Origin of the sequence: Burkholderia sp. 4NA327C6 (assembly GCF_005502655.1) — a bacterium.
Taxonomy (GTDB): Bacteria; Pseudomonadota; Gammaproteobacteria; order Burkholderiales; family Burkholderiaceae; genus Burkholderia; species Burkholderia contaminans.
In genome coordinates this window covers 82,941-109,611 of sequence record NZ_SCNZ01000020.1, presented here as the reverse complement: position 1 = coordinate 109,611, position 26,671 = coordinate 82,941, and the positions used below count along the sequence as shown (strand labels likewise).

Annotated in this window: 19 protein-coding genes; 10 read left to right on the top strand and 9 right to left on the bottom strand. The window is 61.9% G+C overall.

The window, feature by feature from the left end; genetic code table 11:
• Nucleotides 1-351 precede the first annotated feature (351 nt).
• Nucleotides 352-2,781 carry an AsmA family protein gene (locus FFS49_RS21180; RefSeq protein ID WP_105817847.1) on the bottom strand — a complete coding sequence of 810 codons (2,430 nt, stop codon included), beginning with the start codon at nucleotides 2,779-2,781 and terminating at the stop codon, nucleotides 352-354.
• Nucleotides 2,782-3,037: 256 nt separating this feature from the next.
• On the opposite strand from FFS49_RS21180, the gene FFS49_RS21175 reads away from it, so the two are divergent.
• Nucleotides 3,038-4,846, top strand: coding sequence for an alkaline phosphatase D family protein (locus tag FFS49_RS21175; RefSeq protein ID WP_105817846.1), 1,809 nt, complete (start codon nucleotides 3,038-3,040; stop codon nucleotides 4,844-4,846).
• A 15-nt stretch (nucleotides 4,847-4,861) separates the two neighbouring features.
• On the opposite strand, the gene FFS49_RS21170 is transcribed toward FFS49_RS21175, so the two are convergent.
• Complete coding sequence (locus FFS49_RS21170; protein WP_076841491.1) at nucleotides 4,862-5,008, bottom strand: DUF3096 domain-containing protein; 147 nt, start codon at nucleotides 5,006-5,008, stop codon at nucleotides 4,862-4,864.
• A 979-nt stretch (nucleotides 5,009-5,987) separates the two neighbouring features.
• Between FFS49_RS21170 and FFS49_RS21165 the strand changes: the two genes are divergently transcribed.
• Nucleotides 5,988-6,863, top strand: a complete 876-nt coding sequence (locus FFS49_RS21165; protein ID WP_105817845.1) for a phytanoyl-CoA dioxygenase family protein — start codon at nucleotides 5,988-5,990, stop codon at nucleotides 6,861-6,863.
• A gap of 1,097 nt (nucleotides 6,864-7,960) precedes the next feature.
• Nucleotides 7,961-9,229, top strand: a complete 1,269-nt coding sequence (locus FFS49_RS21160) for an aminotransferase class III-fold pyridoxal phosphate-dependent enzyme (protein ID WP_105817843.1) — start codon at nucleotides 7,961-7,963, stop codon at nucleotides 9,227-9,229.
• A 291-nt stretch (nucleotides 9,230-9,520) separates the two neighbouring features.
• Here FFS49_RS21160 and FFS49_RS21155 read toward each other — a convergent pair whose 3' ends face one another.
• The 5 genes from FFS49_RS21155 to FFS49_RS21135 form a co-directional block, all read right to left on the bottom strand.
• Complete coding sequence (locus FFS49_RS21155) at nucleotides 9,521-9,817, bottom strand: EthD family reductase (protein ID WP_105817842.1); 297 nt, start codon at nucleotides 9,815-9,817, stop codon at nucleotides 9,521-9,523.
• Between the two features lie 31 nt (nucleotides 9,818-9,848).
• Nucleotides 9,849-10,538 (bottom strand): hypothetical protein, encoded by a 690-nt coding sequence (locus FFS49_RS21150; RefSeq protein ID WP_039353481.1) that lies wholly within the window; start codon nucleotides 10,536-10,538, stop codon nucleotides 9,849-9,851.
• Nucleotides 10,539-10,741: 203 nt separating this feature from the next.
• Entirely contained in the window at nucleotides 10,742-11,890 is a 1,149-nt protein-coding gene (locus FFS49_RS21145; protein ID WP_226285461.1) for an MFS transporter, read from the bottom strand.
• A gap of 244 nt (nucleotides 11,891-12,134) precedes the next feature.
• Nucleotides 12,135-13,013 (bottom strand): phytanoyl-CoA dioxygenase family protein, encoded by an 879-nt coding sequence (locus FFS49_RS21140; protein WP_039353296.1) that lies wholly within the window; start codon nucleotides 13,011-13,013, stop codon nucleotides 12,135-12,137.
• Between the two features lie 21 nt (nucleotides 13,014-13,034).
• Nucleotides 13,035-13,892, bottom strand: coding sequence for an NAD(P)-binding domain-containing protein (locus tag FFS49_RS21135; RefSeq protein WP_224755883.1), 858 nt, complete (start codon nucleotides 13,890-13,892; stop codon nucleotides 13,035-13,037).
• 778 nt (nucleotides 13,893-14,670) lie between these two features.
• Between FFS49_RS21135 and FFS49_RS21130 the strand changes: the two genes are divergently transcribed.
• On the top strand, nucleotides 14,671-15,300 hold the full coding sequence (locus tag FFS49_RS21130; protein ID WP_105817839.1) for a TetR/AcrR family transcriptional regulator: 630 nt from the start codon (nucleotides 14,671-14,673) through the stop codon (nucleotides 15,298-15,300).
• Nucleotides 15,301-15,343: 43 nt separating this feature from the next.
• Here the strand turns inward: FFS49_RS21130 and FFS49_RS42960 are convergent, their stop codons facing one another.
• Nucleotides 15,344-15,466 (bottom strand): hypothetical protein, encoded by a 123-nt coding sequence (locus FFS49_RS42960; RefSeq protein ID WP_258181733.1) that lies wholly within the window; start codon nucleotides 15,464-15,466, stop codon nucleotides 15,344-15,346.
• A gap of 416 nt (nucleotides 15,467-15,882) precedes the next feature.
• On the opposite strand from FFS49_RS42960, the gene FFS49_RS21125 reads away from it, so the two are divergent.
• Complete coding sequence (locus FFS49_RS21125; protein ID WP_039353303.1) at nucleotides 15,883-16,482, top strand: TetR/AcrR family transcriptional regulator; 600 nt, start codon at nucleotides 15,883-15,885, stop codon at nucleotides 16,480-16,482.
• Nucleotides 16,483-16,629: 147 nt separating this feature from the next.
• Here FFS49_RS21125 and FFS49_RS21120 read toward each other — a convergent pair whose 3' ends face one another.
• Nucleotides 16,630-18,090, bottom strand: coding sequence for an aldehyde dehydrogenase family protein (locus tag FFS49_RS21120; RefSeq protein WP_105817874.1), 1,461 nt, complete (start codon nucleotides 18,088-18,090; stop codon nucleotides 16,630-16,632).
• 529 nt (nucleotides 18,091-18,619) lie between these two features.
• Between FFS49_RS21120 and FFS49_RS21115 the strand changes: the two genes are divergently transcribed.
• From FFS49_RS21115 to FFS49_RS21095, 5 genes are all read left to right on the top strand, one after another.
• Nucleotides 18,620-19,600: an aminotransferase class IV gene (locus FFS49_RS21115; protein WP_105817838.1), complete on the top strand. Its 981-nt coding sequence runs from the start codon at nucleotides 18,620-18,622 to the stop codon at nucleotides 19,598-19,600.
• 404 nt (nucleotides 19,601-20,004) lie between these two features.
• A complete protein-coding gene (locus FFS49_RS21110; RefSeq protein WP_105817873.1) occupies nucleotides 20,005-21,324 on the top strand; it encodes a DUF1329 domain-containing protein in 1,320 nt (439 codons plus the stop codon).
• A 16-nt stretch (nucleotides 21,325-21,340) separates the two neighbouring features.
• The gene (locus tag FFS49_RS21105; protein WP_105817837.1) at nucleotides 21,341-23,047 is read left to right on the top strand and encodes a DUF1302 family protein; all 1,707 of its coding nucleotides are present in this window, start codon (nucleotides 21,341-21,343) and stop codon (nucleotides 23,045-23,047) included.
• A gap of 7 nt (nucleotides 23,048-23,054) precedes the next feature.
• Nucleotides 23,055-25,454 carry an MMPL family transporter gene (locus FFS49_RS21100; RefSeq protein ID WP_105817836.1) on the top strand — a complete coding sequence of 800 codons (2,400 nt, stop codon included), beginning with the start codon at nucleotides 23,055-23,057 and terminating at the stop codon, nucleotides 25,452-25,454.
• Nucleotides 25,455-25,470: 16 nt separating this feature from the next.
• Nucleotides 25,471-26,445: a YCF48-related protein gene (locus FFS49_RS21095; RefSeq protein WP_171026805.1), complete on the top strand. Its 975-nt coding sequence runs from the start codon at nucleotides 25,471-25,473 to the stop codon at nucleotides 26,443-26,445.
• The last annotated feature ends 226 nt before the right edge of the window (nucleotides 26,446-26,671 follow it).

Genomic DNA, 26,671 nt, shown 5'->3' with positions numbered 1-26,671 from the left:
ACTGAAATGTTGGTGGCTTCCGCCGCCCCAACCGCCATCGCACGCTGCCTGGCAGGCAAATTCATGCCTCCCGAGACGCATTTCCGAGTCAGGGGAGGCTATACACCAATTGGTCAATTGATGTGGTCATTTGACCATAATGGGAAAGACGCAGCAACTTGGTAGTTGCACGAGGCCACGACTCGGGGCCTGTCGATGCCAGACAGGAACTGAACCACGGGACATCGGTGTCGCAGTTCGTCGCTGCTGTTCGCGGCTTTCGTTTTTTTCCGCCAATCGGCGCGCAATGGGAAGCCGCGGTCGGCCCGCGCCCGCCAATGCCGGCCGCAAGAGAAGACCCGGCTCTCTCACTCACTTCCCATGCCGGGATTCGCCACCCACCGGCGCGGAAGCCGAAGAAGCCGCCGACGGCGCATTCAGGTACGCCGGCGCCGCCTTCGTCTTCTGTCGGGCACCCGGCGGCGGCGCGATCGGGCGCCGCTCCATGTCGGCCAGCATCTGCCCGCACGGCAACGGGCGGCTGCGGCCCGGCTGCAGCAATGCGAGCAGACTGGCGAGCGGATTCAGCAAGCCCAGCCCGACCGCGGCACCGCCCCGCGCGATCAGTGCGCCCGCCTTCACCCCGACGTGCGGTTGCTTGAAGGATCCGGTGACATACAGCGGCGAGCGGAGCGATATCACCCGGAATCCCTTGGTGTGGGGATGGATCGTCAGGTTCATGGTCTCATCCCGCAGGTTCACGTTGCCGTCCATCGCGATCACCGCATCCTCGGTGTCGAGCGCGAATACGCGCGAGTCGAGCACGCCGTTGGTGGCCACGAAGTCGGCCGCGCCGCAGTTGATCTTGACGTCGCGTGTGCCGAACAGTTTTTCGTACACCACGTTGGCGACGTTCAGCCCCGCGGCTTCCATCAGCAAGAGGCTCACCGTCCCGTCGGTCACCAGCGTCTTCACCTCTCCGTTGGACGTCGCGGCGAGCGCCGCCGGCGAATTGCCGGTGGCCGACAACGCGGCATCGCCGTTGACTTCGCCGAGCGCCGTTTGCATCACCGGGAAGGTCGGGAACAGCTGCTTGAGTTTCAGATGGCGTGCCTGCAGCGTGAACCGCCCTTTGAGCGGTACGCCGCTGCCGTCCAGGTGGATGTTCGAAGCAAGCGTACCGCCCGCGACACCGAAGTTCAGCGGATTGAGCGTCAACACACCGTCCTGCATCACGATGTGGGTCGACAGGTCGGTGATCGGCAGGCTCGCGGTCTTGACGATGCGCCGGCCGGTCAATCGAACGTCCGCGTCGATCTTCTTCCAGCGTTCCGTGCGAAATGTCTCGACCGGCAACGCCTTGTTCGCGGGCTGTGCGACCGCGGCGCCCCGCCGTGCCTTGCTGGCATTCGTGTCGGCGCCGATGAGCGGCGCAAGGTCGGAGAACTGCAGCAACCTCGACTCCAGCGTACCGGACAACAACGGCCTCGGTTCGCGCGAGACGTACACCAGCGTGCCGCCGAGATCGCTGCCGCCGACGCGTCCCGTGAAGTTCTCGTACTTGAAAACGTTGCCTGACGCCCGAAACTGGCCGACCAGCCGGCCGTCGGTCGCATAAGGTGAAGTTTCGGGCAGCGTGATGCCCGTGACGTCATACAGCTTGGCCATGCTGGTGCCAGCAAGCCACAGCCGGAGGTCGACCGCGGCCAGGTGTGACGGGTCCGTCAGCGTGCCGACCAGCGCCAGGTGCGTATCGCCAAAGTGCAGATCGGCCTGAACCGGAAACGGGCGTTGCGTGCCCTGCAGGTCCAGCAGGTTGCCAAGCTTGCCCGTGCCGGCGACCTTGCCCTTCTTGTAGATCCCCTTGACGGTCCAGCCAATCGCGTAAGTGCCGACACCGGTGGATGCCGCGGGCGCCGCACCCGCCGAGGCCGCTGCGCCCGGTGCGGCAGTCGCGGGGGCGTTCGAACCCGCTGCCGGGCCTGATGCAGCCGGGGCGATTGCGGTGCCGGATGTCGTCGCTGCAGCATGCGAAGCAGCGGCCAACGCTTGCGACGCCGCGGCCGATGCGCGTGACGCCGCTTCAACCCCTGATGCAGGAACCGCCGGCTGCGCCGAACCCGCGTGCGCCTGGGCGGCAAGCTTCTTTTGACCTTCCGCCCCGACGGCCCGTGCCGATTCGTGGTGCGCCAACGCCTCCTGCTGTTTCATCACCGCGCCGAACGGAATCGGCTGGCCAAGCGTGTTGATCACCGCGCTCAGATCGAATTGCTTCTGCTGGTCGTAGTAGCCGAGATTGCCTTGGGCAAACGCGATCTGATGCAGGTCGAGCGTCCATCGGCCCGACTGAGCGGGCTGCTTGAACTTGAACGTCCAGTTGGCTCGCCCGTCCTTCAGACGTTCGAGGTCGACGGACGGATTGACCAGATCGATTGCCGGGATCACAATGCGGCGCGCCATCAGCGGCAGCGCCTCGACCTCGAAACTGATCGCGTCCAGCGTGACGAAATACTTCGTGCGCGCCCAATCGGGGTTGGAGATCGTGACATTGCGCGCGACGAATCGCGGCCACGGCACCCATGCGCGCCAGCCTCGCTCGCTCTCGGGCCGACGCCATCCGACATGCAGATCGCCGTTGATGGCGAACTGCCGCCCGATCGCGTCCGACACCTTGTCATCGATCCAGGGCCGGGCTCGATTCCAGTCGAACGTCACGATGACGATCACCAGCGCAGCCAGCGCCAGCGCGACGCTCACGGCAAGCCACGCGGCCGCCTTGCCGACGGTGTGGCCGTTGTGCATTGCTCATTCCCCCAGTTTGCTGCCCGGTATCCAGCAATGCGCGTTCCTGAACACGGAGGCCTTCCGCCGGACGGCGTGCGGGAATTCGAAATCGGGTTCTCACGACTTTTCAGCCGTCGATCTTCGCAGTAACGTTCCGGATCGACTGCTCCGCCTGCCGCGCGCTGCGGGAGGCAGCGGCAAGCCTGTCGGGCGCGAGAAGCGCACGCCTGCTGCAGCGCACCCCGTCTCCCCGGGATGTCGATCGGGAGGACCAATGGATCGTCGCCATTTCCTCAAGTCGTCGGCTTTTTTTACCATTGCGGCTGCCACCGTCGCCGCCGCGCACGACGTTTCACCGGCGGCCCCGCCGGGCAGCCCCGTGCGCGAGAACCTCCATCGATTCCCGCAAGGTGTCGCAAGCGGTGACCCGCGCGATCGCTCCATCGTGTTCTGGACACGATGCGTTCCGGTATCCCGGGACGTGCAGCACGATGAAAAAAGCGCCGCGCGCGCGGTATCGCTACGACTCGAAGTATCGACACTGCCGGATTTCTCGACGCTCGTCGCCCGCGTCCCGTTGCGGGCGCTGGCCACCTACGACTTCACCGTGCGCGCGAAGGTGACGGCCTTCTCGCCGAAGACCACCTATCACTACAGGTTCATCGCCGGCGACGACGTCAGCATGACGGGTGTCGCGCGCACCGCGCCGGCGGCAAACGAGGCCAACGATCAGGTTCGCTTCGCGTGGCTCACCTGCCAGGACTGGAGCGTCAACCACTGGCAAGCGATGACGCTGCTGGCCGACGAGCGCGACCTCGACTTCGTCGTGCACGTGGGCGACTACATCTATGAAACGGTCGGGACCGCGCCCCCCGGCCGCGCCGAGCCGGCGCATCCTCCGCCGCACCTGCCCGGCGGCAAGCTGCTCGCGGACGGCCGCGCGTATGCCGAGACGCTCGAAGACTACCGGACGCTCTATCGCACCTATCGGACCGATCCGCGCCTGCAGACGCTGCACCAGCGCCTGCCGATGATTGCGATCTGGGACGACCACGAATTTTCCGACGATTGCTGGCAGGACCATCAGGTCTACACCAACGAGGAGCGGCAGGAAACCCTGCGGCGCCGCAGCGCCAGTCGCGCGTGGGCGGAATACATGCCGGTGGATTGGGACGACGTGCGCTTCGAGCCGGACGATCCGTCGTACACGAACATTCGCATCTACCGCGATTTTCGTTTCGGCATGCTGATGCACCTGGTGATGACCGACGAGCGGCTGTATCGCGACGACCACGTCGTGAGCGAGGCCGCTGTCGCACGCGCGCGAGGCCATGACCCGGTGCATGGGGACGATGCAGCCGGCTCGCGATACTTCGTCAAGCAGGACGTGCTGCAACGTGACGAGGCGCGCGAAACGCGGCAGCTCGGCCGCCCGCCGTCGATGCTCGGCCCCGAACAGACCCGATGGTGGAAAACCTTGATGAAGGGCTCGCCGGCAACCTGGAAGGTGTGGGGCAACGAAGTGATGTTGAACCGTCTGTGGTTCCTGATGCCGGGCGCACCCGGCACGCCGGCGGCCCGCCTCGTGGTCGATTGCGACGCATGGGACGGCTATCCCGCGCACAAGCATGAACTGCTCGCCTACTTGAGGGAGCACGGGATCCATAACGTCGTCGCGATCAGCGGAGACCTGCATGCCTTTCAGGGGGGCGTGGTGCGCGACGATCCCGATCCCGCGACGGGGGTGCCGGTCATCGTCGATTTCGTCTGCGCCGGCATCAGCAGCATGTCCTTCCATGCCTACCTGAAAGCCGCATGGAACGGTACACCGCTCGCGTCGATCGCGGCGACCCCAGCCAGACTCGACCGCTTCCTGATGGCGAACAACCCCGATCTGTGCCACGCCGACCACGACGCGCAGGGTTATGCATCGGCCACCGTCACACCGGAATACTTTTCCGTCACGTTCAACAAGGTGAAGCCGTTGAACCCGGACGGCACCGCGCCCGCGGATGCCCTGCTTGGCCGCACGCGATTGACGGTGCCCAGGGATTCAGTCGAGGTACGCGTCGAACCCATCTAGATCCGGCGCGGCACATCAGTGGAAATGCCCGCCGAAAAGCCCGAGCAATCCTATGACGATCAGGTAGATTGCGACGATGTAGTTCAGCAGGCGCGGTACCACCAGAATAAGAATCCCGGCAATCAACGAGACCAGTGGGCTCCAGTTCGTGAATGTGTGCATGGCGTTGCCCTCCTGACAATAGATCGCGAAATCGCTGGGTGAAGCGCCTCTCGTGAGACACCCGAATCGCCGTCGCTTAAAAAGCGCTCGGCGCCCATCGACATCCGCGGGCCGGAGCGATTTCCGTGCCCGGCTCTGCGCGTGAGCCCCTTTGAAAATACCGGCATGCCTTCAAGCAATGGCGTTCGCGCATCTCATGGCGTTTCGTCGTGCAGAAGCCGGAACGCGCCGCGGCGTCGGGACAGAATTGACAAGCGCTTGAAAAATCGTCCGCGGGTCGTGCGCCGGTCGCGGTGCAGCTGCGCGTCCCCGCCCGTCAGGATTCCGGTGCATGACCGACCCGCTTGCGATCGCGATCGGCCCCTACATGAGTGCTTCCGACGAGCGAGCAGCTTGCATGCCCGGTCACCCAGCTTGCGTCACACCTATTTTGCAGAGGATATCAAAGCAATAACGTGAGCCGTCTCCGAGCATTTCCGCGCAAAACCGTAAGGATCGTCGTCGCCGGCGTGGCCGTTCGATCCTGAACCACGTCTCGCCATACCGCGCCCCGCGTGACCAAAACCTTCGTATCCACGCCGGAACGACCGCTCTCCTTTCCTTGGCTACACCATTCGAAAGCGACGGGTTAACCATGATCGACCGTCAAAAAACGCCATGTTAACTTCCACGATCATACGACTTGGTCATTTGACCTTATTCATCACGAATATGGCCATTCACCGGAAACCTCGGTGAACGGCTCCATGTCTGTCGCCTCTGGCTCTGGAAACATGTATCGGACCATCCAGCAGTCGCGACAACGTCGGGAATAACGTACACGCTCCGTCAACTGGCGTGAAAGGAGCGTATGGCAGAAGGCGAAGGTATATGTAGTCACATGACTCAGTCAGATATTCGACTTGATGTCTGGATCACCACCTGAATCAGAACGTGACGCCGTGTCTGATTTACCCGTCCAAGCAACTTTGAGGCAAACATGAACGCAACCATTCAGAACATTCATGACGCGCTCCCCACCGTCTCCAAGCAGACCGGCGCACACGAGATCGTGTCGCTCATGAATCAATATGGTGGAGTCCGGATCAAGAACTATCTGACCCAGGAGCAGGTCGCGAACATCAACCGCGAGGTCGATGCGCCGCTCGAGCGGCTTCGCGAGGGGTCGTCGCATGATAACGAACTGATCAAGGAATTCCACGGCACCTATACGAAGCGCCTGACGAACATGGTCACGCACAGCAAGACTTTCGGAGACGTGCTGGACGACGACCTCTTTCATGAACTCGGCGAGGTGCTGTACCGCGAGGAGTCCGGCGACTGGTGGCTTTCGACCGCGCAGGTCATCGACATCGGCCCGGGCAACACGGCACAGATGCTGCATCGCGACGTCGGCAATTTTCCACCCCTGTGCGCGCTCGGCGTCAACGGGCCTACGGTATTCACCAACCTCATGATTGCGCTGACGCGCTTCACCGAGGAAAACGGTGCCACCCGGATCATTCCGGGCAGCCAGAACTGGGACGAGGATTACTTCGACAGCAAGGGCACGCCCGACATGACCATTGCCGCCGAGATGGATGCCGGCGACGCCTTGCTGTTCAGCGGAAAGGTGATCCACGGTGGCGGCGCGAACGTGACGAAGAACGAGCGCCGACGCGGGCTCACGATTCCGATGCAGCCGTCCTACCTGACTCCCGAGGAAGCGTATCCGTTCATCGTCGAGATGGACACCGTGCGACGCCTGTCGAAACGCGTTCAGCGAATCATCGGCTTCCGCTCGCAATATCCCGCCGGCACGCCGGGCCTGTGGCAAGTCGACTACGACGATATCGCGACGCATCTCGGCCTCTGAGCCACGAACAGGCGCCTGTATGAGTCCGGGAGGGGCGCCCCCCTCCCCGGATGCCGTCATGCACATGCGCGGGCCACGACGGAATCACTACCAGCGAGACACCCCATGAAGATCGGCCTGACGAATCGCGTTGCGATCTTGAGAACAATGCTGGGGTTGCGCGCCATGCCGGGAATGGTCCCCCAGGAATCGACTTTCCAATTCACCTCAACCAACTCAGGAGCGCGATCATGGTGAAGCGTTTATTCGTCGCAATCTCACTCGTTGCCGGGTTACTTCTTGTACTTAGTCCGGGATTCATGGTGCTCTACCATATCGAGCACTACGACTCGAGCCAATAGGCTTCCTCTGGAAGATCGAATACGTCAGCCTTGCCTCGCGCGCGGCTCGTGTCGAACGCGATCCGCGTAGCGCATTGCTCGCGCGTCGGTCGGTGGCTTTCGGTCTTGAACCGACCCGACAGCATGTGAGGCCACGCATCGAGGACACGCGTGCCCGCGCGCTTCGGATGCTTCCGGCTGCGTGGATCAGTCTGCCACTGCCATGCGCGCACCGTGCGTTTGAACATGCCCGTACGCACCGCGAGCTCCCGCGGCGAAATCTTCTGGCGGAAATACACCGTCGCCCCCATCCCGCATCCCCATCTTGATCGCCCCGCATCCCTGCTCCAAAGATTGAGCGGGGATTTCCATGGTGCGGATCAGATGTCGACGCCGCGCAGCGCACGCAGGCGAACTGCCGCCGCTCAACTCGCCTCCTCCCCCATCGACGTGGCGAGCCGAATGCGACGTCGATCCATTGCTGTGCGGGCCTAGTGGAAAACGCCAATTTCAGTCTGGTCGACATTTATGGACACTGGACTTGGTCAATTGACCTACTCACATGAAGCGACGACAGACGCCCAGGCGCGGGGCGCAGCAAAACTGGATTCGCGACGCGCGGCTGGACGGCACGTCGATCCAACGGCGAGACGTGCGATTTCCGAAGCAGCATTCCCCAAAATTCCCGGGTTCCGAATGAATAGTCAAATGACTCAGTCAAAAGACTTGATACCGGGTCTGACGTTCCGGAAACGAATTTTTCACAAGGAGTCGAGCATGGACAGGCTGGCAAGGAAGAACGAGTGGTTCGCAAGAGCCGAGAAGGTCATCCCGGGCGGGATGTACGGTCACCAGAGCGTCAAGTACCTGACGGAAGATTTCCCGCTGTACTTTGCGAAAGCGAAAGGTACCCATCTGTGGGACGTCGACGGCAACCATTACATCGACTACGTGTGCGGCTACGGCACGAACCTGTTCGGCTACGGCAACGAACGGATCGAGCAGGCCGCGGCCCGCCAGTTGCAGAAGATCGATACGGCAACGGGCCCCAGCGAGGTGATGGTCCAGCTTGCCGAGGCGCTCACCCAACAGGTCAGCCACGCCGATTGGGCGATGTTCTGCAAGAACGGCTCGGACGCCACGTCGATGGCGATGGTGATCTCGCGAGCATATCGCGAGAAGCGGAAGATTCTCGTTGCGCGCGGCACGTACCATGGCGCGTCCCCTTGGAACGTGCCCTATACGACGGGGATTACCAAGGAGGATCGGGCCCACGTCGTCTACTTCGAGTACAACGATATCGAGAGCCTCAATGCCGCTGTCAAGAGCGTCGACGGTGACGTAGCGGCCATCTATGCAACGCCGTTCCGCCACGAAGTGCTCTACGATCAGTTTTTCCCGTCGATCGAGTACGCGAAGGAATGCCGTCGCCTCGCGGACGAGCAGGAAGCGCTTCTGGTCGTCGACGAGGTTCGCACGGGGCTGCGCCTGTCGCGCGATTGTTCGTGGTCGGACTGGGGCGTGCACCCTGACCTCAGCTGCTGGGGCAAGGCCATCGGCGGCGGCTATGCGATCGCGGCGGTGCTCGGCTCGGACAAGGCACGAGAGGCAGCGACGAAGATTTTCGTCACGGGCTCCTACTGGCTCTCGGCTGTGCCGATGGCCGCGGCCATCGAAACACTGCGCCTGGTACGGGAAACCGACTACCTCGAACACACCAGGCGCTTGGCGGACAAGCTGCGCGCCGGGCTCGCCGAGCAAGCCGAGCGGCATGGCTTCGAACTCAAGCAGACCGGGCCGAGCGTCATGCCCCAGATGCTGTTCGCGGGTGACGACGAGCTCGTGTCGCGCGGCCGCGCGTGGGCTTCGGAAGTCATCAAGAATGGCGCCTATCTCCACCCGTGGCACAACATGTTCTTCACGGCGAGCCATACCGACGAAGACATCGCGCGCACGCTCGAGGCGACCGAAGCGGCGTTTGGCGCGATCAAGCAGAAGGCGGTTGCAGTGAGCCGCCTGGATATTCTGGACACGGTGCAGCGTTAATACCGGACGTTCCATCAGCCTTCGGCCCACGGCCGAAGGCCGTATTGCCCGGTGAATTCTCCCGGCGTCAAAGCCGTGATTGGCCGCGCGAGCAATCGATCGGCGTGGTTTCAGGCAACACGCGATTCACGCCTGAACCGCGTCGTGGTCAAATTGCCGTCGACCGTCCCGCCTGCTGCGCCCTCTTCCAGCAACGTCACGCTTTTTGCCCACTAAGTGCGCGACGACGCGCCGGAACGCCGCCCGGTGCAGGGCGCACGCACCTCAGCGCAAAACGTCACATCGTGCCAATCAGTCGCCGGCGCGGAAGATCGCCGGCTGGACCTGGGTGAAGTTCCTCACATCGCCGACCACCTCGGCTGTTCTGGCCGACGACAGCGCGGCATCGATTCCAGCCTGATCGCTGAAACGCAACAGCGTGACGCAGGCAAAAGGTTGTGCGCCCGGGGCCGGAAACAGCGCCTCCACCGACTGGAGGCCACATTCGCCCCACGCCGCCCTTACGAGCGAGATGTGGGTTGCAAGATAGTACTCGCGATCAAATTCCATACCCTCTGCAGCGGGATAACTCACGATCAAGGTAGCCATATCCGTTCTCTCGTACGAATTTACAAATAAATTACCGCGGATTTCGCTCCAGGCGGCCAAGGGTATAGCCTCGAATCAGATTCCCTTCCTTTTCCTGCACCCGCTCCAGCGCGCAATAGGCGTAATACAACGAAACTGACATATAAGACCAAGAAAGCAATGCAAATATATAGAAAATCATATGATCGCTGTCGCCAGGGATAGGGTAGAAGTCGTAGACGCTTGCAATAATCTGCGTGGATACGAGTGTCAGGACCACACCCGCAGCGTTACGATACTCTCCGGCATTCGCCAGTTTTTTGACAACGTAAATGAGGTAAAACGAGAACAAAGACCACATCACCAGATAGAAATACGGCTTGGGTCCGACCATGAAATCCGCGGTCCACAAAATGACCGTCCCGGCCAGTGCACCCACCGCATACAACATGTCGCCGACAACCGATGGTTTATATCGATGCGTAACCGACATCATGCCCGCAACGATGATGATCGGCACGCCGAAGCCTCTTGAAAACGCGTCGCAGAAAAGCGAGATACTGAAAAATACCGCCTTGCCGGTAAAGGCATTGATCATTAAATTCGTTGCAGAGAATGTCACGACCAGCGACTCGAATCCGAGGAGGCCGTTGCGCTTCCGGAAGTACTTCACGCCGCATATGAACGAAGTCACGATCAACGCGAGATCAGCCAGGCAATAAAGATAGAATTTGAGTTCCATGAAGAAATCCATGATCGTCGAGATATTTGTCTGCCGCTGCATTCGTCATCCACGTTCGCGGCAGTTTTTTGCGCTGCCTGTCGACGCGAGCGGGCTCTTCCGAGCGATGTCTGCTCCGCACTGGCATGTCAGGCATGCTGGCGCCGCCCTGGTACCGGTGCGGTCAGTGCGGCCGCGCTCAGTTGATCGCTTCACCACGCACGTCAGGCGACAGCGGCTTCGGCATGTTTTGCCTTGAACTGCCGGATCGCCACGCTGGTCAGGAAGATCGGCACCACCAGCAACCCGACGGAGAGCCAGCCAACCGCACGCAAACCAGCCACGCTGAACACCGTGCCGGCAATCGCGGGGCCTACCGTCAGGCCAAGATTGATTGCCGACGCACAGGTCGCGGTGCTTCTTCCGCTGGCATCCATTTGCGAAAGTGCCGCCACCATATAAGGAGCCACCAGCGTGGCGCCGGCACTGACGAGCGCCGTCGACACGAGAAACGCCCACTTGCCGCCCACGCAATACATGCCCAGGCTGCATGCGATCAACAGCGCGAGTCCAAGGGCGATCGGCTTGAACAGCCCAACACGATCGCCCAGCCAGTTGACCGCCACCCCCACCGGCAACTGGAGGGCCGCATTGAGCATGAACAGCATGCCGAGTTGCTCCGCTTCGACGCCCCGGGTTGCAGCGACCTCAGCGGCAAATCCCATCAGGGCCGTCTGCGAGACGTAGATGAAGAATGCGCTGATCAGAATCCCTCGGACGTCACTGGATTTGATGGCGTCCTTCGCGACCGCTTCCTCGCTTGTGTTGACGGCAGGATGCATGAACGCGCCGAAAAACAGCGCCGCCACGACCACGGCAAGCTGGACGGCATCCACCCCGATATGACCCATCTTCACATTCAAGATCGGTACGACGTACATCGCACAGGAAAATATGATGGCCATCGCAACGGCGACTTGCGCCGCGACCTTCTCCGGGTGCTTGACGTGTGCAATCACCCCATACGCGCACACGCAGCTGACGCCCAACGCGGCGCCGAGAACCAGCTTCGCGGCGACGAATACATAGAAATTATGTGAAAACATCGCACACGTCGACAGAACGGCAAGCGCTGCCGCAGCGAGCGCGCCCGTTCTCTTGTTCAACGTCGCCGTGTGACGACCGAAAACGATGATGGAAAGCGAAAGACAGAGCAGCACCGCAGACGCGAGCCAACCCGCGGTGCTTTCGGACAGCCCGAACCGGGCCATCGATTCCTCGATGCTGAATGGGAGCAGGTAGGTTGGGGTCCAGACCACGGCTCCGGTATAAAGCAGCGCGATTTTTCGGATTCCCTTGATTTCGACACTCACGATCGACTCCTTGTCGTTTGCACGAATACGAGATCGCGACGAGGCATCGAATCGCCCGCTTGCTCGCATTCATACCGGCACTGTTTCGAAGACTGCTGCATCCAACCGAAAAATCGCAATTTCAGCATGGCTCGCGCTGCACCGATCCAGGCATCCCGTCGACCGACCACGATGCCTTCAGGTGATGGAATCGCCCGATCTCCGCGTGAAGACCGGGCCGGGATTCCCCCCCCCATCCCGTCCGTTAATCGAAATGCCCGACCTCGAGGAAATCCTTCATTTTCAGCAGGTCATTCGGGTCCGACATTTGACCGTTACGCTCGACGAAGCCGGCGAAAGTCGTGCCGTACGTCCAGCCGAGCAGGCGCTGCAGTTCCTCCGGATAGCGCTTCACGCGTTCGATGGGCAGCGTCAGGTACTGGTTTTCTTCCTGCCGGAGGATCGCCAGGTCATACGACATGGTCAGGCCCGTGCGCGGTGCATCGCTGGTGTTCTTCCCGCCCCCGTGATAGGTGGAGCCGATGAAGAACAGCGCATCGCCGGCCGACATGGTCGCGGGAATGGCTTCCTCCTGCTTGGGCATGCGCTCGTCATCCCACTTGTGGCTGCCCGGGATGACGAGCGTGGCGCCGTTTTCCGCCGTAAAGTCCGATACGGCCACCATCACCTGGAACCGGGCCTCGCGCCCGTAGTTCGGGTGCCGCCAGAGCCATACGGAATCGTCACGATGCAACGGCTGAAGGCCCTGCCCCGGCAGAATCTGGATGGCTTGCGTCACCCCCACCTGAATATCGGGAGCGACATCGACCTGGTTTTCGCCGCTCCAGATCTTGATCGGCGTCTGCAGGATGCTGCGCGCCGCACCCAGATAGAGCGGATGCAACGCCACCTCGGCCATCCAGTCGGTACGCGCGAAGAGGCGCGAGACGCGACGCGTCTGTGTACCGGCGAAGTAGTCGTCTACTCCGTTCGGAGCCGACTCGAGCGTGTCAAAGAGCGTGCGCTGGATTCGCGCAAGCAAATCGGCATCGAGAAAGTTCTTGACGATCGCTCCGCCATCCTGCCTGACTGCATTAGCAAGATCTTCAGGAGTGCTACCACTTGAAAGGCGCTGCAACGACATGATGATTCCTCCAACAAATTGTCAATGATTGAAGAGTGCGGCGTACCCTCGGTCTCCACTGCCTTCTGCAATGGCTGACAGGATTCGCTCGCGGAGCGCTGTCAGAATTCGCGGCGGCTGCCCGATATCTTCCTGCGCCTGTTGAAACAGTTCGGTCGCTCGTGCGTAGATGTCGAGGTCTGCTCCTCGGGGTTGATAGTCGGCAGCCGACACGGATTCGAACAGACCTTCGATGAAGTGGGTCTGACCGGCGATGTAGGTTGGGATCAGGTCGCGAATCTCGTCGATCGAAATGCCCGAGTTCACGACGAATCTGAGCCCTTCCAGGAAGGCGGCGCCGGCACCAAAAACGAAGGTGCCCGTCAACCCGGCGTCGAGCACGTTCGGCACGTCGGAGCGCGCACTGACGTAGGTGGATTGCGGCGCAATCTTCCGTAGCAGAGGCTCCACTTCGCCCCAGATCTTCTCGTCGCCACCAAAAAGGATGACGGCGCTCTCGCGGCCGATATCCGGCGGGAAGCACTGGATTGTTCCGCTGATGAATCTTGCGCCGGCGCCACGCACGATTTGATCCAGCTTACGGACCTCGGACGGGCGCCCCGTTGCCAGATTGATCACCGTTTTCCCTTTCAGACGCTCGCCCAGCGCCTCGAAGTCTGCCGCGAGGTCAACCGGTGTGGCCGTCACGACGACGATGACGTCCGCCTCGTCAAAGGCGGCGGAGGCACGCTCGGCAACCCGGGCTCCCAGTTCGCGCATACGCTGCGCCTTTTCCGCCTTCCTGTTCCAGACGACGACTTCCGCACCATGGTCAAGCAAGGTGGCGGCAATGGCGGACCCCATCACGCCCAGGCCCAAGACGGCAATCACATTGCTCATTCGTATTCCCTATCGTTGTCGTTGACCACACTACCGAGAAATGCCATTCGTTCAAGTCAACCACTCGAATCGATTGACTTGGTCATGTGACCATCAAGCAAGCCGTATGCCAATCGGATCCGGGTGTTCGCCCTTCGTGAAGGGCGGCTGACGCGCGCGGTGGTGACGCGCATGCCCCGGCGCGGGGAATTCGCCGCACCAGATGATGCTCAGCGTCACGACAGCGGTTCATACGGTTGACTTGATCAAATGACCACGAACCTACAGGCACGAGTCTTATGCTTCGACAGAACATTGGAAATACGGAGTTTCCATTAGCCTTGTCATGAAGGCGCCGTCCGAGCCAACGCAGCGGCGCCCCTTCCAGCGCACGCATGGCTGCTTCATCGTGCGCGCACGGCGGTCGCCGTACCTGCGCATCTCCGGGATAGCCTCATCGACGCAGGGATGCATGCTCCGTTAGACAGGCGGAGCACCGCTCGATGTGCCGGGCCGATGCGCGACAGACGAGCCCGCCTCCAGGTTCACGAAGCATGCCGCCGAGCCATCTCGCCGTCGTGATGTCCGTCCGGCATCGCGACGCATCGGCAACATCACCATGCCCGGCACGTCCCTGCGAGTGGCACTTCTCACACCGCCGTGACAGCACGACATCCGTGCAGGACAATGCCTTCCGTTGCTTGCGAAATGCCGCGCATCGTCATGCTAATATCCGAGAATTCGACTACCCTGCACGGGTAGCGCCTTTGGACGAAGACATATAACGGAGCGCTGGCCTATGCAGCGAGTACGGGCTGAAGTCCGCCGCCAGGACCTCGTAGCGGCGACTGTCGCGGTGATTGCAGAGCACGGTGTGAAGGGTGCCACGACCCGCCGCATCGCCGAGGCTGCAGGATGCCCACTGGCTTCCCTGCACTACGTGTTTCACTCAAAGGACGAGCTGTTGTTCGCCGTCTACGAGTCCCTGATCGACCTGATCCGCTCGGATAGCCCCGAGCCTCCGGAGCACGGCACGCTGTCGGACCTGGCTGAGTTCAACCTGCGCTCCGTGATGGCCTGGTTCGAAGCCAACCCGACATACGCTAAAACCCAGTCCGAGTTGTATACCTGGGCGCTCCGGCACCAGCCCGACATGGCCATTGGCGCACTTCGCATCTCCCAGGAAGGCGCCCGCGCCAACCTGACCGCCGCCGAGCCGCGTGCAGATGCCAAGGCGCTGGACGCCATCGCGCGGTTGACCATCGTCCTGATCGACGGATTGCTCTTCTCGTGGTTTGCCCAGGAAGATTCGAAACGTCTGGCTGCCGATGTCGACCACGCCAGCAAGATGCTGGCCGCCTACGCGGCAACGCTGTCGGAAGCTCGCCCTGCCGCCAAGACTCCTCGCAAGTCTGTACGGAAGCATTGAATAGCTGCCACCTGCCCGGAGGCACTGGCCCCCTCCGGCACCCTCACAGCGGTAGCGTCGTCGCATCAGAATAGCCGCACGGCGCGCGGCGCATGACGTTTGCCATTTCGCGCATGCGCCGCCCCACGTACACACGCTGCTCGAAGGTGCGCTCGGAAACCGTCATGCGCGTTCGATCGCGACACGTACGACGTGAAACCGCCACCTCAGAGAATCCACATCGGCTGCAGCCAAGCACCCTGCTTCCATTCGCCTGAAAACCCGACGCTCCCGGCAGGCATCCCTCGGTCTTACGCTGCAGTGCTCGCGCTCACGGGTTTACCTCCATCGACAGCGCCTCTTCGTCTGCTTAACGTTGACCGATCAAATGATCAAGTCACACGATCATATTTTCCGGAATCAGCTGAAACAAGCGAACCGAACATTCAGGGCACCCGCGGCCTGCCCCATTCATGGACAAACTTTCAAGAAGCCGACATAATTCACCGGCGTTATGGTCACTTGACCATGTATCACGGATAAACACTACACCGGTGTATGACGTGAACGGAAGAGGATTTTTTCGGGTACCGGAGTTTACCAATGACAAGAGTTCGCGCTGCGTTGCGGCGACAAGATTTTGTTGACGCTGCCGTTGAAGTCATCGCCGCGCACGGCGTCGCTGGAGCCACCACGCGGCGAATCGCCGAAGCCGCAAGCTGCCCTCTGGCGTCGCTGCATTATGTATTCCATACCAAGGACGATCTGTTCGACGCGGTTTACGAATCCCTGTTCGACCTGCTCGCGGCGAATGCTCTCGCTGACAGGGAATTTCATTCTTTCGGCGAACTCGCCGGATGGCAGCTGCGCAAGAATGCCGAATGGCTCGTGCAGCATCCGTCGTACGCCCGGGCACAGTCTGAACTGATCCAGTGGGCAGAGCGTCATCGCCCCGATTTCGCGTTGAAAACTTATGTCGAGACCATCGAGCGAACGATCGCTTACCTCGGCAAGTGCGCGCCACAAGTCAACCGTGACGCGATTGAATCCGTCGCCAGAATGAGCATCATCCTGATCGATGGATTGCTGAACAGTTGGCAAGGCGACACGAATATCCGCGAGCTCAGGGCGAACCTGGATAGTGCAAGTTCAGCGTTGGAGGCGTTTGCCACCTCTCTCTCGAGCTCGACGGTGCAGGCTTGAGCGTCGACGCGGCGTGCCATTGCGCGATCGCCGGCAACCCGACCAAGCCCATCCGCACGATGCTTCATGGCAGGCTTCGCTCCTGCCACCTTTCCGTTTCCGTAGACGGACGTCCGCATACCGCCGGGCACCCGTCGTCGATTCCCGCTAGTTGACGGCGCCCGGCACCGCGCCGAACAGCGACTTCGTCTCCAGGAATTCCTCGATGCCGGCGTAGCCCCACTCTCGCCCGTTGCCGGACTGCTTGTATCCACCAAACGGCGCCGCGATGTCGACGGGCGCGCCGTTCAAATGCACCATCCCGGTCCGCAACTTTCTGGCGACCCGCTCCGCGTGTTCGATCGTGTCGCCATGGACATAGCCGGACAATCCGTACGGCGAGTCGTTGGCAATGGCGACAGCGTCCGATTCGTCCTGATACGGGATGATCACCAGGACGGGGCCGAAAATCTCCTCGGTTGCAATCGTCATGCGATTGTTCACGCGGCTGAAGACCGTCGGCTTGACGTAGTAGCCTCGTTCAAGCCCGGCGGGATTGCCGAGCCCACCCGACAGGAGCACCGCGCCCTCGTCGATGCCCGTCTGGATCATCTCCTGCACCTTTCTATGCTGGCGCTGGTTCGCCATCGGCCCCATGGTCGTACCGGGATCGTGCGGATCGCCGACGACGACCTGCGCGCACGCCGCGACTGCAACCTGCTCCGCCTCCTCGAGCCGATGCGCCGGCACCAGCATGCGCGAGGGCGCGGTGCATGTCTGGCCGGAGTTGGCCATCATCTGGAGCACGCCATGCGTGACACCCTGCTGAAAGTTTTCGCTGTCCAGAATGATGTTCGCCGACTTTCCGCCCAGCTCCAGCGTCACCCGCTTGATCGTGGTCGCAGCGGCCTGAGCGACCTCCACGCCGGCGCTCGTCGAACCCGTCAGCGACACCATGTCGAAGAGCGGGCTGGACGCAATGGCCCTGCCCAGGCGCTGCCCGGCGCCCTGCACGAGATTGAATACGCCGGGAGGAACGCCGGCCTGCTCGAGGATCTCGGCGAGAACAATCGCCGAGTACGGCGCATTCTGACTGGGCTTCAACACGATCGTGCACCCCGCCACCAGCGCGGGCGCCACCTTGCACATGACCTGGTTCATCGGCCAGTTCCACGGCGTGATCAACCCGCACACCCCCACCGGCTCCTTGACGATCCGCGACGTGCCCTGGATACGTTCGAACGGATACTGCTTCGCAACTTCCAGCGTCGTATGGAGGTGCCAGAGCCCCAGCGCTGCCTGAAGCGGGCGAGAGATAGCGTCCATCGGTGCGCCCATCTCGAGCGTGATGGCGTCCGCCATGTCCTGCAACCGCTCGGTGTATGCACCAATCACGCGCTCGAGCAGCTTGAGCCGCTCGACGAGGGGCGTGTTCGAGAATGCTGCGAAGGCGTCGCGCGCCGCCTCCGCGGCCAGGTTCACATCGGCTTCGTCAGAGAACAGCAACACACCGGAGACTTCGCCCGTCGCCGGATCGATGATGTCGTGCTCCACGCCACCGTTCACCGGCTCCACCCAACGGCCGCCTATGAACGCCTTGCGGAGATGGTCTGCTTCGAAAGTCGGCATCTGCTCGCTCCATGTCATTTGGTATCGAGGGCGAAGCTTCAGCCTTCTGGATCGCCCGGGAAGATCCATACTAACGTCTTTTTTGATCATTTGGCCAAGTCACATGACTCGGTAATAATCAGTATTGCCACCGGCATACCAAAGTAAGACGCTTCATGGAACGAACGGTCATGCTGCTGCAAAGGACCTGCAGCGCGTGTGACCGGATGCGCGCAACACGCCGAAACCTCTTTGCTCAGGCGGATCGGTTTGGTCTGCCGGAATGGACGTTCGACGATCACCGGCCGGCAAGCACGAGCCTGCTCGCCGCTCGCGTATCGCGACACGCATCACAGAGGGTTAACCTTCATCGACAAGGAATTTTTCGAGCAATACTTTCTACTACACGGTCATTTGATCAAGTCATATGGCAGACTTCACGCCGGATAGCCAGGAAGCAAGCAATCCGCAAGGAAGCGCGCCGAGACCCGGTCGCTTTTGACGTCAACATCGAACGACAACTCTCCCTCGGGAGCGAAAGGTAACTACCATGGCAATCATTCAAGTCCAGCAGATCATGCACGAGAATCCGCTGCATGCTCGCGCTCCGCATGAACCCCGCTATGAAGATGGCAGCGCCTTCTGTGACGGCAAGTACGTTCCCATCGCCGAAGCGACCGTCCCGCTCGTCGACGCAGGATTCCTGCATGCCGACGCGGCCTACGACGTCGTCACCGTCTCGCGAGGCAACTTCTTCCGGCTCGACGATCACCTTGCGCGCATGGAAGAGTCGTCTGCGAAGTTCTTCCTCGAGAATCCGTTCAATCGTGAGCAGGTCCGGGAAATTCTCCACAATCTCGTGCGCAACGCCGGCCTGAAGGACGCGTACGTCTGGTGGTGCGTCACCCGCGGCCCGCTGAGCGTCGACCGCCGCGACCGCAGCGCAATGAAGAACGCGATGTTCGCGTTTGCCGTGCCGTTCTTCTTCCAGGCCGACGACGAGGTCCGCACGCGTGGCTCGAACCTCCTGATCAGCAAGCGGTACAACCGCATTTCCGCGAAGGCGGTCGATCCCACGGCCAAGAACTTCCACTGGATGGACATGAAGCTCGCGCTCTTCGAAGCCATGACGCAGGAGAAGGACTGGGCGGTTCTCGTCGACGAACACGACAACCTCACCGAAGCAGCCGGCGCGAACGTCTTTTTCGTCAAGAACGGGGAGCTCTACACCCCCGCTGAAGGCTGCCTGCTGGGCATCACGCGCCAGAGCGTCTTCGACATCGCCGCCGAGCTCGGCATCAAGGTGAACATCGGCAAGTACACCGCGACCCAGCTGCGCGAGGCTGACGAAGCATTCACGTCGTCATCGGCAGGCGGGATCATGCCCGTCAGCGCGGTAGACGACCAACCGCTCGGCAACCGCAACGCCCCCGGCCCGATCTCCGAGAAGATTCACAACCTCTACTGGGAGAAGCGCTGGGCAGGATGGCACGCGCAGCCGGCTGAATACTTCTCGTCGATCCCGGCATAAGCCGGAAACCGGAAGCCGTTCAACAGTGGCGCGTACGAAGCCGATCCGGTCGAACATGCCGCATCCGGCCCTGGTGGGCGCCCAATAGCTGCATGCATCGACAAACCGTCCGGCGCCCGACCAGGTGCCGGTCGATACGAACTTCTACGTCATCGCGATGACCGGGAGTTCGGTGATTCAGTAAAACAAAGCACGAACACACCCCAATTCATTTCGCATAGCTAACAAACTGGCGAGGCTATCGGTACCTTCAGCCGTTTTCACCTATGCACAACCCTTTGGCGGGCACACGTCAGCTGGTCAAGGTCAAGGAGATAGCCGTGGTCAAGACTCATTCTTTCAAGAAATCTGCTTCGCTCATCCGATCGGCAGCGAAATTGTCCGTCATCGCTTCCGCCGTCGCGATGTCCTTGACCGGTGCGCTCGCGGAAGGGACGGATGCCTCTCATACGCCGTCGGGCGCCGAAGTCGCCGGCACCGCGAGCGGCATTCCCGCCTGGACCCCCGTGGGCAACGTCGGCGCGGGCTGGAGCTACGGCAAGCGCCGCGCGGATTTCTTCAAATACAAGTCCGACAAGCTGCTGTATACGATCGACGCCGGCAACGTCGACAAGTACGCGGACAAGCTCAACCCGGGCCAGATTGCACTGCTGAAGAACCTGAAGGGCTTCACGATGCCGGTCTATCCGTCCCGGCGCACGTGCGGCGTACCCGATTTCGTCGCGGAGAACACGAAGAACAACGCGGGCTTCGCCAAGATGTCGGCTGACGGATCGGAACTCGCCGATGCCCGCCTGCCGGGCTACCCGTTCCCTGCGCCCAAGACCGGCGCGGAAGTGATGTGGAACGCGAAGCTACACTACCGCGGCGCCGGCGTCGAGATGCGCGACATCATCACCGTCGCCTCCCCGCGCAAGGGCGCGTCCGACTGGATCAAGAACGTGTCCGACGCGTGGATCTACCAGCCGTGGGGCGACAAGGCCGGCACGACGTTCGCGAAGGTCAACCAGATCGAAGGCAACGCCTACTACGCATACAAGTCGCCAGCGGCCATTGCCGGCCAGGCCGCGATCTTTACGAACTATGCCGACAAGCCGACCGAAGTCTTCTACTACTTCCCGGGGCAGCGCCGCACCCGTCGCATGCCGTCGTATGCGTACGATGCGCCCCAGATCGGCTTCGACAACCAGTACAACATCGATGAAGCGCTGGTCTTCTCCGGACAGACGGACCGATTCTCCTGGAAGCTGCTCGGCAAGAAGGAAATGATCGTCACCTATAACGACCTGGGCATGTACGACTTCTCGGACAAATTTGAAGATGCGTACGGCCCCGACTTCGTGAACCCGGCGAAGCGTCGCTACGAACTCCATCGCGTGTGGGTCGTGGAAGCCACGGTCAAGCAGGGGATGCGCCATACCGCTCCGAAGCGCCTCTTCTACGTCGACGAAGACAGCTGGAGCTACCTCGGCGCGGTGGACTACGACGCGCAGGGCAACATCTCGAAGGTCCGCGAGGGCTACATCATTCCGGTGTACGAAACGGGGAGCTGCGACACGCTCGCATTCGCTCAATACAACCTCGTCGACGGCCGGTACCTCGTGGACGGTTCGATGCTCGCGGCCGGACGGGACGCGAAGTGGTCGGTCGACTCGTCGGCGGACCAACACTACAAGCCGAGCTTCTACAACGCCGACAATCTCCGTGCGTTGAGCGAGCGTTGACAGGGGCCGAGACAAAATGGCTACCACCTCCTCATTACAGCCCCGCTCCAGCGTGGTGCTCGTGCGCGCGGCGATCGCGGCGCTTGTCGCCGTCGGGTGCGGCAGCGCGCACGCGTTCACGTTCACGATCGGCAACGTCGAAGGCAGCTTCGATTCGACGATATCGGCGGGCGTCGGCATTCGCACGGCGTCGCCGAGCAGCAATCTCGTGTCGCCGACCTACAACGTGGCCACCGGTGCGCAGACAGGCGGCGGCCGGCTCGGTCAGTTGAGCGGCCTCTCCGATCAGGGCGACATCAACTACGGCAAGGGAGATCCGTTCACGAGCTATCTCAAGGGCAACCACGAGCTGGTCCTGAAGATGCCGTCGCAAGGGCTCACGTTCATGGCGCGGGGCACCTGGCAATACGACTACTCCGGTACCCGAACGACAGGCGCAACCAGCGGACAGGACCTGTTCTACAACCCGTCGCCCAATCTGAGCGGCGGCCTCCCGTCCGATGCCGAGAAGAACATCCGCTTCAAGCCGCGCCTGCTCGACCTGTGGGTCAGCAAGCAGTTCAACGTAGGCGACCAGATTGCGCGCATCCGCGTGGGTAACCAGGTCGTCAGCTGGGGCGAAAGCATCTGGGAAACCGGCGGGGTCAATGCGACGAATGCGATCGACGTGAATCGCGCGTCCCAGCCCGGCGCGCAGGTCAAGGAGATCATCCTGCCCGCGCCGATCGTGAGCGTCGCATCCGGCGTGGGTCACGGCGTGAACGTCGAAGGGTACTACCAGAGCAACTGGAACCAGAACTACCTGCCGCCGGTTGGCAGCTATTGGTCGAACCAGATCGTCGGGCCCGGCAACAACACGTACGGCGCCTCGACCATCCATCCGAAGAACGGCGGGCAGTATGGTTTTTCCATTCGCTACCAGCCGGCGGGAACGGACCTGAATCTCGGTTTCTACACGATCGCGTACCACGACAAGTTCCCGCAACTCTCGCTGAGCTCGACGGGCGGGACGGTCTTCCGGTTTCCGGAAGACCGTCACATGATCGGTGTCAGCGCCAACTTCCCGGTGGGCGACTGGGCGATCGGCACCGAACTCTCGTACCGTCCGCGAGACGCCGTTCCGCTGAATCCGGCCAGTGGCTGCGTCGCGCAAGGGGGGAACTGCTGGGTCGACGAGAAGCGATTCCAGTGGCACCTGACGACCCTCTACTCGCTCCAGCCGGGCAATTCCGCGGCGTTCCTGAAGCTGCTCGGCGCCCAGACCGCCACGCTGACGACCGAGACGGTGATCATCGCGTATCCGGGGCTTCACAAGAGCTACGGCGGGTCGCCGATTTCGCCTGGCGCGCTTCTGTGGGGGAACGAATTCAACGACTTGTTCGCGACCGGCGCACTCAACACGCCGGGTAGTGCCCAGGGAACGAAGTACTCCGGCGGAATCGACGTCGATTTCAACTGGGTTTACGACGGCACCCTCATTCCCGGGTGGCAGGTCAATCCGGGGATATTCGTCCGATACGGCCTCTTCGGCAATACGCCGAACGTGAATGCCCAGTTCATGCGCGGCGTGACGGCCATGAACCTGTATGTGAACTTCATACAGAACCCGGCGAACTGGCAGGTCGGCTTGAACTACACCCGCTTCATGGGCCCGACCAACCCGCTGGCCAACCCGCTACGTGACAGGGACTTCGTGGCAATCGTCGCTTCTCGAAATTTCTGAGGTCAATATGAATCAACCGCCTGTTTCCGACGCAGCCCGACCCGGCAAGCTGCTTGGAATGCTTCATTCGCTGGAAAATACGCTGTTCGGTCACAGGCGTCTCGTGCTGGGACTTCTCGTTCTCTTCACGGTCGTCATGGCCTGCTTCGCCGTCAAGCTGCGCATGGATGCCGGGTTCGAGAAGCAGCTTCCGCTGGGCCACGAATACACGCAGACGTTCAACGAGTATCGCGGTGACCTGCTCGGCGCCAACCGCCTGATCGTCGTCGTCAAGGCCCGCAAGGGCAGCATCTGGACGCCGGCTGCGTTGAAGCGCCTGTATGAAGTCACCCAGGCGGTCACCTTCCTGCCGAACGTGTCTCGCAGCAGCGTTCAATCCCTCTGGACGCCGAATTCATTCGTCAACGAGATCACCGAAGACGGGTTCCGCGCGGATCCGCTCATTCCCGGCACCGTGACGCCCGATCAGCTCGACGGCAACACGGTCGGCGCCATTTCGCGCTCGACCGCCCAGGGCGGCTTCGTCGGCAGCCTCGTGTCGCGCGACCAGAGCAGCGCAATGGTCACCGCCGATCTCAACGAGCTGGATGCGAAGGGTGAGCGAGTCGACTATGTGGCATTCGACAAGGCGCTCGAATCGCAATTGCGCGCCAAGTTCGAGGATTCGAACTACGAAATCCAGATCATCGGTTTCGCGAAGCAGATTGGCGATATTGCAAACGGCGCGTCGTCCGTCCTGAAGTTCTGCGCGATCGCGCTGCTCCTGACCGCGTTGGCCGTCTACTGGTACTGCCGCTCCGTTCGCCTGACGATCCTGCCGCTGACCTGCTCGCTCGTCTCGCTCGTCTGGCAGTTCGGCACGCTGCATCTGCTCGGCTACGGGCTCGACCCGTTGGGCGTACTGGTTCCGTTCCTGGTGTTCGCGATCGGCGTGTCGCACGGCGTGCAGCAGATCAATTTCATCGTGCGTGAGATCTCCCACGGGAAGTCCGTGGAGCAAGCCGCCCGATCCAGCTTCAGCGGGCTGCTGATTCCCGGCACGCTCGCGCTGGTGACCGCTTTCGTGTCCTTCGTCACGCTGATCCTGATTCCGATCCCGATGGTGCGCGAGCTCGCGATCACCGCTTCGCTCGGCGTGGCGTACAAGATCGTCACGAACCTGGTGATGCTTCCGCTGGCCGCGTCGTTGCTCAAGGTCGACGGCAATTATGCAAAGAATGCGGAAGGGCATGCCGTTCGTCGTGGCCGCGTGCTCCGCGTGCTCGCGAAAGTCGCCATTCCGCGCAATGCGGCGATCGTCCTGCTGGCCGCCGTCGTGGTTTTCGCCGTGGCGGCCTGGGAAAGTCGGGACCGCGTGGTCGGCACGCTGCAGGCCGGCGCGCCCGAGCTGCGTGCCGATGCCCGGTTCAACAAGGATTCGGTGTCGATTGCGTCGAGCTACGACGTCGGCCTGGACTGGATTTCCATCGTCTTCGAAGCGCCGCCCCAGTCCTGCAACAACGTGGAGGTCGGCGCCTACCAGGATCGCTTCGTCTGGTCGATGCGTGCCGTCCCCGGCGTGTTGTCGGTCGTTTCGTTCTCGTCGTTGCTGCGGCAGTACAACGAGGGATACAACGAAGGCAATCCGAAGATGTCGGCGATTCCCATCGCCCCCGACAATTACTCGTCGCTGGCCGGCGAGGTGGCCCGCACGCCCGGCGTCATGCGCAAGGACTGCAGCATGACCGCGGTGAACATCTATCTGGCCGACCACAAGGCGACCACGATCACCCAGGTGATCAATGCCGCGAAGCATTTCCGCGATACGAACAAGCTGCCGGGCGTGAAGATCCGGCTCGCGTCCGGCAACGCCGGCGTGCTGGCCGCGGTCAACGACGAAATCGAGCGCAGCGAATTGCCGATGATGCTTTACGTCTATACGACCATCGTCCTGCTCGTTCTCGTCACGTACCGCGACCTGCGCGCGGTCCTCGCCTGCTGCCTGCCCCTGACGATCGGCACGTTCATCGGGTATTGGTTCATGAAGGAACTGCAGATCGGCCTGACCGTCGCCACGTTGCCCGTGATGGTGCTGGCGGTGGGCATCGGCGTGGACTATGCGTTCTATATCTACAACCGGCTGCAGCTGCATCTCGCCAACGGCGTCGGCATCGTCAAGGCGCTCGAACAATCGATCCTCGAGATCGGGACGGCCACCATCTTTACGGCGATCACGCTCGCGATCGGCGTCGCCACCTGGTCGTTCTCCGAGCTCAAGTTCCAGGCCGACATGGGCAAGCTGCTGGCGTTCATGTTCATCGTCAACATGGTCATGGCGATGACGGTCCTGCCCGCCTTCGCCGTCTGGCTCGAGCGCATCTTCCCGCGGCGCAAGCCCGCCCGTGCCCCCGGCCTGCTCGCCCATTGAAGAAAAAGAGGATTCCATGACCCTGTATCGCAAGGTTCTCTCCCTGTCGGCCGGTGCCGTCGTCGTTGGCGCGCTGCTGGGCAGCACGCCAGGCTCGGTATCCGCATCGGAACTCCGGCCCGTTCCGGCCGTCCAGTCCAGCATCGCGACCCAGTCGGCCGTGCTGGACGCCACCTGGGCCGGCCAGCGGGTCGTGAGTGTCGGCGCGAACGGCATCGTCCTGCTGTCCGACAACCGCGGTGCGACGTACCGCCAGGCCAAGTCCGTGCCCGTGAGTTCGACGCTGACGTCCGTCAGTTTCATCGACGCCAGGACAGGGTGGGCAGTCGGCCACTGGGGCGCGATCCTGAAGACGACCGACGGCGGCGAGACGTGGGAGGTTCAACGACTCGCGACGAACGAGGATCGCCCGCTGTTCGGCGTGCACTTCATCGATGCCGATCACGGCGTGGCCGTCGGACTCTGGTCGCTCATCCTCGTCACCGACGACGGCGGCAAGACCTGGACCAAAAGAGAAGCCGTTCTCCCGAACGGCAAGAAGTCGGACCTGAACCTGTTCGGCCTCTTTTCGAACGGCAATGGCGAGATCTTTGCCACGGCCGAGAAGGGGCAACTCCTGATTTCGAGGGACAAGGGCAACACGTGGGAAAGCGTGGAGACCGGTTACAAGGGCTCGTTCTGGTGCGGCGTGGCGCTGCCCAACGGCGTACTGCTGGTCGGCGGGCTGCGCGGCACGTTGATGCGAAGCGAGGACAACGGCCATACCTGGACACGCGCGACGCTCGACACCAGGAATTCCATTACCGCGCTTGCGTCCCGAGGCTCCACGGTATTGGCGGTAGGGGTCGACGGGCTGCAGGCGCAAAGTACCGATGATGGAAAGACGTTCCAGCGCCTGCACACCCAGACCGGGACGACGTACACCGCGGCGCTCCCCGCCGCCGGCGACAAGTGGCTGATCTTTTCTCGCGACGGGGTCGTCACGCAGTAACTTTCGGATGTCTGATGCGCACGGCGAGCCGCGATCGTGAATCGCGGCTCGCCGCGTCGAAGCCTGGTGGTTACGGTCAGTGATCGGCGCAGCCGCCGCACCGGCTCGGGCCCGACGCTCTACCGGTGATCTACCGGTGATCTACCGGTGATCTACCGGTGATCTACCGGTGGTGCTGCACCCATCTCCGCTGCATGCACGTCAGCGCCAATGCAGGCTCAACGAA

Excerpts from the sequence above, each read along its gene's own strand:
- FFS49_RS21180 (WP_105817847.1), bottom strand. The coding sequence starts at position 2,781 with ATGCACAACGGCCACACCGTCGGCAAGGCGGCCGCGTGGCTTGCCGTG.
- FFS49_RS21175 (WP_105817846.1), top strand. The coding sequence starts at position 3,038 with ATGGATCGTCGCCATTTCCTCAAGTCGTCGGCTTTTTTTACCATTGCG.
- FFS49_RS21170 (WP_076841491.1), bottom strand. The coding sequence starts at position 5,008 with ATGCACACATTCACGAACTGGAGCCCACTGGTCTCGTTGATTGCCGGG.
- FFS49_RS21165 (WP_105817845.1), top strand. The coding sequence starts at position 5,988 with ATGAACGCAACCATTCAGAACATTCATGACGCGCTCCCCACCGTCTCC.
- FFS49_RS21160 (WP_105817843.1), top strand. The coding sequence starts at position 7,961 with ATGGACAGGCTGGCAAGGAAGAACGAGTGGTTCGCAAGAGCCGAGAAG.
- FFS49_RS21155 (WP_105817842.1), bottom strand. The coding sequence starts at position 9,817 with ATGGCTACCTTGATCGTGAGTTATCCCGCTGCAGAGGGTATGGAATTT.
- FFS49_RS21150 (WP_039353481.1), bottom strand. The coding sequence starts at position 10,538 with ATGGAACTCAAATTCTATCTTTATTGCCTGGCTGATCTCGCGTTGATC.
- FFS49_RS21140 (WP_039353296.1), bottom strand. The coding sequence starts at position 13,013 with ATGTCGTTGCAGCGCCTTTCAAGTGGTAGCACTCCTGAAGATCTTGCT.
- FFS49_RS21135 (WP_224755883.1), bottom strand. The coding sequence starts at position 13,892 with ATGAGCAATGTGATTGCCGTCTTGGGCCTGGGCGTGATGGGGTCCGCC.
- FFS49_RS21130 (WP_105817839.1), top strand. The coding sequence starts at position 14,671 with ATGCAGCGAGTACGGGCTGAAGTCCGCCGCCAGGACCTCGTAGCGGCG.
- FFS49_RS42960 (WP_258181733.1), bottom strand. The coding sequence starts at position 15,466 with ATGACGGTTTCCGAGCGCACCTTCGAGCAGCGTGTGTACGTGGGGCGG.
- FFS49_RS21125 (WP_039353303.1), top strand. The coding sequence starts at position 15,883 with ATGACAAGAGTTCGCGCTGCGTTGCGGCGACAAGATTTTGTTGACGCT.
- FFS49_RS21120 (WP_105817874.1), bottom strand. The coding sequence starts at position 18,090 with ATGCCGACTTTCGAAGCAGACCATCTCCGCAAGGCGTTCATAGGCGGC.
- FFS49_RS21115 (WP_105817838.1), top strand. The coding sequence starts at position 18,620 with ATGGCAATCATTCAAGTCCAGCAGATCATGCACGAGAATCCGCTGCAT.
- FFS49_RS21110 (WP_105817873.1), top strand. The coding sequence starts at position 20,005 with ATGTCCTTGACCGGTGCGCTCGCGGAAGGGACGGATGCCTCTCATACG.
- FFS49_RS21105 (WP_105817837.1), top strand. The coding sequence starts at position 21,341 with ATGGCTACCACCTCCTCATTACAGCCCCGCTCCAGCGTGGTGCTCGTG.
- FFS49_RS21100 (WP_105817836.1), top strand. The coding sequence starts at position 23,055 with ATGAATCAACCGCCTGTTTCCGACGCAGCCCGACCCGGCAAGCTGCTT.
- FFS49_RS21095 (WP_171026805.1), top strand. The coding sequence starts at position 25,471 with ATGACCCTGTATCGCAAGGTTCTCTCCCTGTCGGCCGGTGCCGTCGTC.